The sequence below is a fragment of the Aquipuribacter hungaricus genome (genome assembly GCF_037860755.1).
In the GTDB taxonomy this organism is placed as follows: Bacteria; Actinomycetota; Actinomycetes; order Actinomycetales; family JBBAYJ01; genus Aquipuribacter; species Aquipuribacter hungaricus.
This window is the reverse complement of sequence record NZ_JBBEOI010000148.1, coordinates 1-9230: the sequence shown is the minus strand read 5'-3', so window position 1 is coordinate 9230 and position 9230 is coordinate 1. Positions and strand designations below refer to the sequence as shown.

The 9230-nt window shown below is 75.4% G+C and carries 9 protein-coding genes, 1 pseudogene and 1 riboswitch; of the genes and pseudogenes, 1 reads left to right on the top strand and 9 read right to left on the bottom strand.

Annotation, left to right across the window (positions count from 1 at the left end; translation table 11 throughout):
- Positions 1-112: 112 nt before the first annotated feature.
- Positions 113-3136 (bottom strand): aminomethyl-transferring glycine dehydrogenase, encoded by a 3024-nt coding sequence (gene gcvP / locus WCS02_RS14030; protein ID WP_376983715.1) that lies wholly within the window; start codon positions 3134-3136, stop codon positions 113-115.
- 84 nt (positions 3137-3220) lie between these two features.
- Positions 3221-3305, bottom strand: a riboswitch (glycine riboswitch).
- Positions 3306-3358: 53 nt separating this feature from the next.
- Here gcvP and WCS02_RS14025 point away from each other — a divergent pair.
- Positions 3359-4162 carry a ParA family protein gene (locus WCS02_RS14025; RefSeq protein ID WP_340294275.1) on the top strand — a complete coding sequence of 268 codons (804 nt, stop codon included), beginning with the start codon at positions 3359-3361 and terminating at the stop codon, positions 4160-4162.
- A 48-nt stretch (positions 4163-4210) separates the two neighbouring features.
- On the opposite strand, the gene WCS02_RS14020 is transcribed toward WCS02_RS14025, so the two are convergent.
- The 8 genes and pseudogenes from WCS02_RS14020 to WCS02_RS13985 form a co-directional block, all read right to left on the bottom strand.
- Positions 4211-4792: a MerR family transcriptional regulator gene (locus WCS02_RS14020; protein WP_340294273.1), complete on the bottom strand. Its 582-nt coding sequence runs from the start codon at positions 4790-4792 to the stop codon at positions 4211-4213.
- A gap of 210 nt (positions 4793-5002) precedes the next feature.
- Positions 5003-5470, bottom strand: a pseudogene (locus tag WCS02_RS14015) (bifunctional nuclease family protein); the annotation flags it as partial.
- 163 nt (positions 5471-5633) lie between these two features.
- Positions 5634-6338: a transcriptional regulator FtsR gene (ftsR, locus tag WCS02_RS14010; RefSeq protein WP_340294271.1), complete on the bottom strand. Its 705-nt coding sequence runs from the start codon at positions 6336-6338 to the stop codon at positions 5634-5636.
- Positions 6335-6829, bottom strand: coding sequence for an FHA domain-containing protein (locus tag WCS02_RS14005; protein WP_340294269.1), 495 nt, complete (start codon positions 6827-6829; stop codon positions 6335-6337). The genes ftsR and WCS02_RS14005 overlap by 4 nt, the downstream gene beginning before the upstream one ends.
- 80 nt (positions 6830-6909) lie before the next feature.
- Positions 6910-7293: a glycine cleavage system protein GcvH gene (gene gcvH / locus WCS02_RS14000; RefSeq protein ID WP_340294267.1), complete on the bottom strand. Its 384-nt coding sequence runs from the start codon at positions 7291-7293 to the stop codon at positions 6910-6912.
- Positions 7294-7350: 57 nt separating this feature from the next.
- The gene (locus tag WCS02_RS13995) at positions 7351-8112 is read right to left on the bottom strand and encodes a DUF881 domain-containing protein (protein ID WP_340294265.1); all 762 of its coding nucleotides are present in this window, start codon (positions 8110-8112) and stop codon (positions 7351-7353) included.
- Positions 8113-8445, bottom strand: coding sequence for a small basic family protein (locus WCS02_RS13990; RefSeq protein WP_340294263.1), 333 nt, complete (start codon positions 8443-8445; stop codon positions 8113-8115).
- A complete protein-coding gene (locus WCS02_RS13985; protein ID WP_340294261.1) occupies positions 8442-9152 on the bottom strand; it encodes a DUF881 domain-containing protein in 711 nt (236 codons plus the stop codon). Before WCS02_RS13985 ends, WCS02_RS13990 begins: the two co-directional genes overlap by 4 nt.
- Positions 9153-9230 lie beyond the last annotated feature (78 nt).

Genomic DNA, 9230 nt, shown 5'->3' with positions numbered 1-9230 from the left:
TTGGCCTCCGACTTCGTACGGCCCGGTCGGCGGCACCGGTCCGGCGCCGTGCTCGTCGGAGGGTCCGGGCGGGGGCTGCTGGCCCTCGGGCGGCGTCGTCATGGGCCAGACGCTAGCGTCCGGCCGCCCCCACCGTCCGCGCGGAGGTCCGCGCCGGGGCGCCGTCCACGGCCCCGGCGCCGGAGGCCTCCGGCACCGTCCCCGTCACCGCGGCGCCCGGCTCCGCCTCGCCGAACGCGCTGACCGGCGGGCAGGCGCACACGAGGTTGCGGTCGCCGTAGGCCCCGTCGATCCGCCCGACCGGCGGCCAGTACTTCCCGCGCGAGGTGCCCGAGGGGTAGGCGCCGAGCCGGCGGGGGTACGGCCGGTCCCACGCGTCGTCGGTGAGGTCCTCGGCGGTGTGCGGCGCGTGGCGCAGCGGCGAGTCCGCGACGGCCCACTCCCCCGCCTCGACCCGCGCGATCTCCTCGCGGATGGCGATCATGGCGTCGCAGAACCGGTCGAGCTCGGCCTGGTCCTCGCTCTCGGTCGGCTCGACCATGAGCGTCCCGGCGACCGGCCAGCTCATCGTCGGGGCGTGGAAGCCGTGGTCGACGAGCCGCTTGGCGATGTCGTCGACGGTGACGCCGGCGCTCTTGGCCACCGGCCGCACGTCGAGGATGCACTCGTGGGCCACCGTGCCGGTCCGCCCGGTGTAGAGGACGTCCCAGTGCCCGCGCAGCCGCGCCGCGACGTAGTTCGCCGCCGCGATGGCGCGGGTCGTGGCCTCGGTGAGGCCCTCGGCGCCCATCATCCGCACGTAGGTCCACGGGATGGTGAGGATGCCCGCGGAGCCGTAGGGGGCGCCGGAGACCGGGCCGACGACGTTCCCGGCGAGCGTGGGCTCGAGCGGGTGGCCGGGCAGGAAGTCCCGCAGGTGCTCGCGCACGCCGATCGGGCCGACGCCCGGGCCGCCGCCGCCGTGGGGGATGCAGAAGGTCTTGTGCAGGTTGAGGTGGCTGACGTCGGCGCCGAACTTCCCGGGCCGGGCCAGGCCGACGAGCGCGTTGAGGTTCGCCCCGTCCAGGTAGACCTGCCCGCCCGCCTCGTGGACGGCGTCGCAGATCTCGGTGACGGCCTCCTCGAACACCCCGTGGGTCGACGGGTAGGTGATCATCAGGGCGGCCAGCGCGTCGCGGTGGGTCTCGATCCTGGCCCGCAGGTCGTCCACGTCGACGTTGCCGTCCGCGTCGCACGCCACGACGACGACCCGCATCCCGGCCATGACGGCGCTGGCGGCGTTGGTGCCGTGCGCGCTGGAGGGGATGAGGCAGACGTCGCGGGCGGTGTCCCCGTGGGCGTGGTGGTAGCCGCGGATCGCCAGCAGGCCGGCGAGCTCGCCCTGGGCGCCGGAGTTCGGCTGCATGCTCACCGCGTCGTAGCCGGTGACCTCGGCGAGCCAGGTCTCCAGGTCCGCGACGACCTGGCGGGTGCCGGCGGCCTGGTCGGCGGGCGCGAACGGGTGCAGGTCGGCGAACTCCGACCAGGTGATGGACTCCATCTCCGTGGTCGCGTTGAGCTTCATCGTGCACGAGCCGAGCGGGATCATCCCGCGGTCGAGGGCGAAGTCCGCGTCCGCGAGCCGGCGCAGGTAGCGCAGCAGGCCGGTCTCGGAGCGGTAGCGGGAGAAGACCTCGTTGGTGCAGAACTTGCTCTGCCGCGCCAGGTCACCGAGGTCCTGCGCCGCGCCGGCGGACGGCTCGGGACCGTCCTCGCAGCCGGAGGCGGCCAGCAGCGCGGCGGTGACCGCCCGGACGTGCTCGTCCCGGGTCGTCTCGTCGGCGGTGACGGCCACACGGCCGTCGTCGACGAGGCGGATGTTGACCCCGCCCTCGAGCGCGCGGGCGACGACCTGCCGGGCGTCGGGGACCTGGACGGTGACGGTGTCGAAGGAGCGGGTGGTCTCCACCGTGAGCCCGACGGCCGTGGCGTAGCCCGCGACCTGGGCGGCCTTGTCGTGGGCGTGCCGGGCGATGCGGCGCAGCCCCTCGGGCCCGTGCCACACCGCGTACATGCCGGCGATGACGGCGAGGAGCACCTGCGCGGTGCAGATGTTGCTCGTGGCCTTCTCGCGGCGGATGTGCTGCTCGCGGGTCTGCAGCGCCAGGCGCAGCGCGGGGCGCCCGGCGGCGTCCTTGCTCACCCCGACCAGGCGGCCGGGCAGCAGCCGCTGCAGGCCGTCGCGCACGGCCATGTACCCGGCGTGCGGACCGCCGTAGCCCATGGGGACGCCGAAGCGCTGCATCGAGCCGACGACCACGTCGGCGCCCTGCTCCCCCGGCGGGGTGAGCAGGGTGAGGGCGAGCGGGTCGGCGGCGACGGCCACCCGGCCGCCGGCCTCCACGACCGCGGCGACGACCGCGCGCAGGTCGCGCACCTGGCCGGAGGCGCCCGGGTACTGCAGCAGCGCGCCGAACACCGGACGCCCGGCGAGGGCCGCGGGCACGGCGTCGGCGGGGGCGTCCACGCCGGCGCCCAGGTCGAGGTCGACGAGCGCGATGCCGAGCGGCTCGGCCCGGGTCTGCAGGACCGCCCGGGTCTGGGGCAGCGTGTCGGTGTCGACGAGGAAGACCGCGTCGTCCGGCGCCTTGGCGGCACGGCGCAGCAGCGTCATGGCCTCCGCCGCGGCGGTGGGCTCGTCGAGCAGGCTCGCGTTGGCCACGTCGAGGCCGGTGAGGTCGGTGACCAGGGTCTGGAAGGTGAGCAGCGCCTCGAGCCGGCCCTGGCTGATCTCGGGCTGGTAGGGCGTGTACGCGGTGTACCAGGCGGGGTCCTGGAGCACGTTGCGCCGGACCACCGGCGGGGTCACCGTGCCGTGGTAGCCCAGGCCGATCATCGGCTGGACGACCCGGTTGCGGGCCGCCACCCGGCGCAGCTCGGCCAGCGCGTCCTCCTCGTCGAGGGCGGGCGGCAGGTCCAGCGGCTCCCGCATCCGGATCCCGGCGGGCACGGTGGCCTCGACGAGGGCCTCGAGGCTCTCGTGGCCGGTAGCGCGGGCGTACGCTCCGGCGTCCGGGACGTGGCCCAGGTGCCGGTCGGCGAAGGGCGTGCGAGGGCCGGTGGTCTCCGGGCGCGGCTGGGCGGGGCTGGTGGGCACGGTGCTCCTCGGGAGTCCGCGAGCCCTCGGGCAGGGCTCGTCCAGGTCGGACCCCGACAGTCGGGCGCGAGCCCTCCTGCGTGCCTGTGCCCTGCGGTCCGGGTGCCTGAGAGGTTCCGGGGAGGTTGCCCCTTCGGCGCCGCTTCGCGGTCTCTCCCGCAGGGTGTGCGCAGCACGGCAACGGTAACAGCCGCGTCACGCCGGGCCGGTACGGTGCGGCCCGTGGTCGTGCTGGCGGTGAGCAGCCTCAAGGGCGGGGTGGGCAAGACGACGGTGACGCTCGGGCTGGCGTCCGCGGCGCTCGCCCGGGGGGTCCCGACGCTGGTCGTCGACCTCGACCCGCAGGCGGACGCCACGACCGGGCTGGACGTCGCGGCCCGGCGGGACGCCACCGTCGCCGACGTGCTCGCCAACCCCCGGCGCGGCGAGATCGCCCGTGCCGTCGCCCCGTCGGGGTGGGCGGGCGACCAGCCGGGCGTGCTGGACGTCATGCTCGGCTCCGAGGCGAGCGTCGACCACGACCACACCTCCCGCCCGCGGGCCATGAGGGCGCTGGCGACGGCGCTGGGCAAGCTCGCCGGCTACGACCTCGTCCTCGTCGACTGCCCGCCGTCCCTCGGCGGGCTCACCCGCACGGGTCTCGTCGCCAGCGACCGTGCCCTGGTCGTCAGCGAGCCGGCCATCTTCTCCGTCGCGGCGGCGGACCGGGCGCTGCGCGCGGTCGACGCCCTGCGGCGCAGCGACGCCCCGCAGCTGCAGCCGCTCGGGATCGTCGTCAACCGGTTCCGGGAGCGGTCCCCCGAGCACCGCTACCGCCTGGAGGAGCTCACGACGCTGTTCGGCCCGCTCGTGCTCCGGCCGACGCTGCCCGACCGCTCCGCCGTCCAGCAGTCCCAGGGCGCGACCACGCCGGTGCACCGGTGGACCGGCCACGGCGGGCCCGAGCTGGCCGCCGCCTTCGACAGCCACCTCGACCGGGTGCTGCGTGCCGGGGCCTCGCGACGCCAGGCGCGCCGGCCCGACTGACGCGCCGACCTGGGGGTCAGCGCGGAACCTTCGACCTCAGGTCGAGGGTCAGACCGCCTCGCGGGCCGCGCGGCGCTGGGCCAGCTCGTCGCCCGGCACGGGCACGGTGTCCTCGTCGCGCTCGGCGGGGAGCTCGGCGAGGGTGCCCTCGACCTCGCGCCAGACCCGGCCGACGGCGATGCCGAACACGCCCTGCCCGCCCTGGACGAGGTCGACGACCTCCTCCGCGGAGGTGCACTCGTACACGCTGGCGCCGTCGGAGATGAGGGTGATGCCGGCCAGGTCCTCGACGCCGCGCTGGCGCAGGACCTGCGTGGCGGTGCGGATCTGCTGCAGCGAGACACCGGTGTCGAGGAGCCGCTTGACGATCTTCAGCACGAGGATGTCGCGGAAGCCGTAGAGCCGCTGCGTGCCGGACCCGCTGGCGCCGCGCACGGCGGGCTCCACCAGGCCGGTCCGCGCCCAGTAGTCGAGCTGGCGGTAGGTGATCCCGGCGGCGCGGGCCGCGACGGGGCCGCGGTAGCCGACGGACTCGTCGAGGTCGGGCAGGCCGTCCTCGAAGAGGAGGCCCTGGTCACGCGTGCGCGACACGGCGGCTCCTGCCGCCCCGTCGACCTCGTGCTGTGCCATGGCTGGCTCCTCTCGGGACGTCACGGCCGGGGACTCTGGTGCCCGGTACCGCGCCGTCGTCCTCGACGGTAGGGACCGCCCGACCAAGGGTCAACCACCGGTGGAGGGTTTGCGCGGCGTGTCGTCGTCCGGGTCGTCGGGCAGGTCGTCGCCCAGCTCGTCCGTGAGGTCGTCGGGGAGGTCGTCACCGGCGTCGCCGGTGCCCTCCTCGCCCTCGAAGTCCTCGGGGCTGATGCTGTCGAGGAACTCGCGGAACTTCTCGACCTCGACCTCCCCCTCGTCCTCGTCGGGCACGGGGACGCCGACCTCGTCGAGGACGTCCTCGGCGGAGACGATCCGGCAGCCGGCGCGCAGCGCGACCGCCACGGCGTCGGAGGTGCGGGAGCCGACCGTGACGCCGCTGTCGAGGACCAGCTCGGCGTAGAAGATGTTGTCGCGGTACTCGGTGATCCTGACCTCGGTCACGGTGCGGCCGAGCGCGGCGAGCACGTCGACGAGCAGGTCGTGCGTCTGGGGCCGAGGCGGGACCAGGCCCTGCTGGGCGAAGGCGATGGCGCTGGCCTCGGCCGCGCCGATCCACACCGGCAGGTAACGGTGCCCCTCGCGCTCCCTCAGCAGCACGATCGGGTTGTTGGAGGGCGTCTCCACCCGGATGCCGACCACATCAAGCTCGCGCACGGCCCCACGCTACCCCCGGGTCCCGCCCGCGCCGCACGACCCGCGGGGCGTCCGGTCGGCCCGTCACGGCTCGCAGGTCGGTGCCCGATCCGCGCCGAGGCCGACGATCGGGCCGACGCCCTGGTCCGAGCCCGGGGTCAGCGACGGCCGAGCGAGCCCGGGGTCAGCGACGGCCGAGCGAGCCCGCGACGAGCGCGGCGTGCAGCCGCAGGCAGGTGGCGGCCACCTCGCGGGCGGTGTCGGCCACCTCGCCGGCGGCACCGGGACGACCGGCGCGGCGCAGCGGGGCGACGACCTGCTCGACGAGGTCGGCCTCCTTGTCCGCGGCCTGGCGGAAGCTGCGCAGGTGGCGCGGCTCGAGACCGTGCGCGGACAGCGCGGCGGCCGCCCGGACGATCTCGACGTCGTCGGGGCCGAACCAGCCGTCCGCGGCAGGACGCACCAGGCCGTGGCGGACGAGCTCCTCGACGAGGACCAGGTCGGCGCCCGCGGCGTCGGCCAGCGACGGGGCGTCGGGGGCCCCGCGGCCGCCCGCCTGCTCGGCGGCCTCGAGGACCCGCACGAACGGTCCCGGCCCGGGCGGCGGGGCGACGCCCGGCGCACCGGCGTCCAGCTGCTCGCGGATGACGCGCAGCGGGAGGAAGTGGTCGCGCTGCAGGGTGAGGACGTGGCGCAGGCGCTCCACGTGCTCGGCGGAGAACTTGCGGTAGCCCGACGGCGTGCGGTCGGGCTCGACGAGACCCTGCTCCTCGAGGAAGCGGATCTTGGAGATGGTGACGTCGGGGAACTCGGCGCGCAGGACGCCGAGGACCTCGCCGATCGTGAACGCCGAGGGCCGCGAGCGGCCGGCGAGGGCGGCGCTGCTCACGCCTGCGCCTCACCGTCCGCCGGGACCAGGTGCTGGCGCGACGGGTGGTAGACCAGCCGGTACTTGCCGATCTGCACCTCGTCGCCGGCGGTGAGGACGGCCGACTCGATCCGCTGGCGGTTGACGTAGGTGCCGTTGAGGCTGCCGACGTCGACGACGCGGTAGCCCTCCCCCACGCGGCCGAACTCGGCGTGGCGGCGGGAGACGGTGACGTCGTCGAGGAAGATGTCGCTGTCCGCGGCGCGCCCGGCGGTCGTCCGCTCGGAGTCCAGGAGGAACCGGGCCCCGGCGTTGGGGCCGCGCTGGACCACGAGCAGCGCCGAGCCCTGGGGGAGCGCCTCGACCGCGCGCTGGTCGTCGCGGGTGAGCCCGCTGGCGGGGTCGGTGTCCGTCGCCTGCGCGTAGGTGATGGTGGTGTCGACAGCCTGCCCCGGGGTCACCGGGATGGCAGCGGTGCCTCGCTGGCGAGGGGTGTCCGGGGTGTCCGTCATCGTCGTGCCTCCTCCGTCGAGCCCACCCTAGTGCCAGCCCTCATGCTCAGGTCGACGTCCAGCACCCGCGTCACCCTCCCTCACCCCTCCGTCAGTGCGGTGTACGCCGGGGCGTCCAGCAGGTCCTCCAGGGCCGCGGCGTCCTCGACGCGCACCTCGAACATCCAGCCCTCGCCGTAGGGGTCGCCGTTGACGGTCTCCGGCGCCGCGTCCAGGGCGTCGTTGCGGGCCGTCACGGTGCCCGCGACCGGCGCGAACAGCTCGCTCACGGACTTGGTGGACTCCACCTCGCCGCACGCCGTGCCGGGCACGACGGCCGTGCCGGGGGCGGGCAGCTCGACGAAGACGATGTCCCCGAGGGCGTCCTGCGCGTAGTCGGTGATGCCGACCCGGACCAGCCCGTCACCGGCGTCCTGGACCCACTCGTGCTCGCCGGTGTACCGGAACCCGTCGGGTACCTGCACGTCGTCACCGCTCTCTGCTCCGACCGGGCCGGGCGGGCGCACCGCACGGGCAGCCGGTCACTCCTCGGGCTGGGCCGGGCGAGCGTACTCAGGGGCCTCGACGACCCGCAACGCGTCCACGACGACGGTGTCGACCTCGGTGACGATGACCGTGTCGTCGCCCCGCTCCAGGCGCGGGACGACCCCGCCGGGGATGCGCAGCGCGGGCTCGAGGACGTCCGGGTCGCCGATGGCGCGCACGGTGTACGGCGAGCGGACGACCGTCCCGTCGACCGCGACCCCGTTGCGGTCGGGCGGGTCGACGAAGGAGGTGCTGGCCACCACCCGGACGTCGCCGATCTGCACCGCCTCGGCCCCGGCGTCGCGCAGCTCCTGCAGCGCGTCGAGGAGGAATGCGGCGTCGACGCTGCGCTCCCCGTCGTCACGGACGACCATCGTGATGCCGGGCCCCTGCGCGGCGACCGTGCCGGCGAGGATGGAGTAGACGTCCAGCCGCTCGCGGGCGGCGCGCTCGGCCTCGGCGCTGGCGTCGGAGCTGGTGAGCAGGGCCTCCCGCTGCGCCTGCAGCTCGGCGGCCTCCTCCTCCAGCCGCTGCCGGCGCTCGGAGACGCCGTCCAGCAGCCGGACCAGCTCGGTCTCGCGCAGCGTCGACAGCCCCGCCTCGGACGTCTGGCGGGCCTGCGTGACGACGGCGACGCCGAGGACGAAGAGCAGGACGGCGGCGAGCGCCTGGAACCGCCCGGGCCGCCGCCCCGCCCCGGCCCGCAGCCTCCGCCAGGCGGCGGAGGACTCGACGCTGTCCGGGTGGTACGACGACACCTAGGACCCCAGCAGGTGCCGGCGGATGGCCGCCGCGTTGGAGAAGATCCGGATCCCGAGCACGACCACGACGCCCGTGCTCAGCTGCGCGCCGACGCCCAGCTGGTCGCCGAGGAAGACGACGAGGGCCGCGACGACGACGTTGAAGACCAGCGACACGACGAACACCCGGTCGTCGAAGATCCCCTCGATGACCGCGCGGAAGCCGCCGAACAGCGCGTCGAGCGCGGCGACGATGGCGATCGGCAGGTACGGCTGCAGGAACGGCGGGACGGTCGGCTCGAGGAAGATCCCCACCGCCACCCCGAGGAGCAGGCCGATGACCGCGATCACTCGAGCACGTCCTCTCCCTGCGGGCCGACCACCGGCTCCTGCGTCGCGCCCGTGGCGTGGCGCAGGGACAGCCGCGACGCGGCGGGCAGGACCAGGTCGTCGGCGGCCTCTGCCGACACCTGGACACCGTAGCTGTCGCGCAGGAAGGCGGCCCACCTCCCCGCGGAGCCGGTCCGGGCCTCCTCCAGCAGGAGCTCGGCGTCCCCGACGGCCGTGATCGTGTAGGGCCGGGCGAGCTGGCGCAGGTCGACGACCACCGCGTCGCCGGCGCTGCGGATCGTGCTCAGCGAGGTGAGCCGCTGGCCGTTGACGGAGACGCCCTCGGCGCCCGCGGCCCACAGCCCGTTGACGACGGTCTGGATGTCGAGGTCCTGCACCCGGCCCTCGTCGGACACCGCGCCCGCGCCGGCCACCTCGTCGACCGGGGCGTCGTCGAGGACGACCACGACGCCCTCCCCCGTGGCCTCGACCGCCCCGGTCAGCAGGCCCAGCTCCTCGGTGGCGGCGAGCAGGCTGTCGGCGCCCGCGCCGATCGCGGCGGCCTGCTCGACCTCGATGAGGGCCCGCAGCTCGGTGTTGTCGGCGGCGAGCCGGTCGGCGACGGCCGTGCGCCGCTCGACCTCCGCCTCGAGCACCGCGCGGTCCTGGGCCTGCAGCGGCCCGGCGCGCAGGGCGGCGACCCCGGCGCCGGTGACCAGGCCGAGCACCAGCCCGGCGACGATTTGACGAGGTGTTCGCTCAACTACCAGACCGGCTGACGGTCGAGCAGCTGAGCCAGCTGCTGG

What these genes read in the sequence shown, in the direction of transcription:
- WCS02_RS14020 (WP_340294273.1), bottom strand. Translation starts at nt 4,792, where the DNA reads ATGGCACAGCACGAGGTCGACGGGGCGGCAGGAGCCGCCGTGTCGCGC.
- WCS02_RS14005 (WP_340294269.1), bottom strand. Translation starts at nt 6,829, where the DNA reads ATGACGGACACCCCGGACACCCCTCGCCAGCGAGGCACCGCTGCCATC.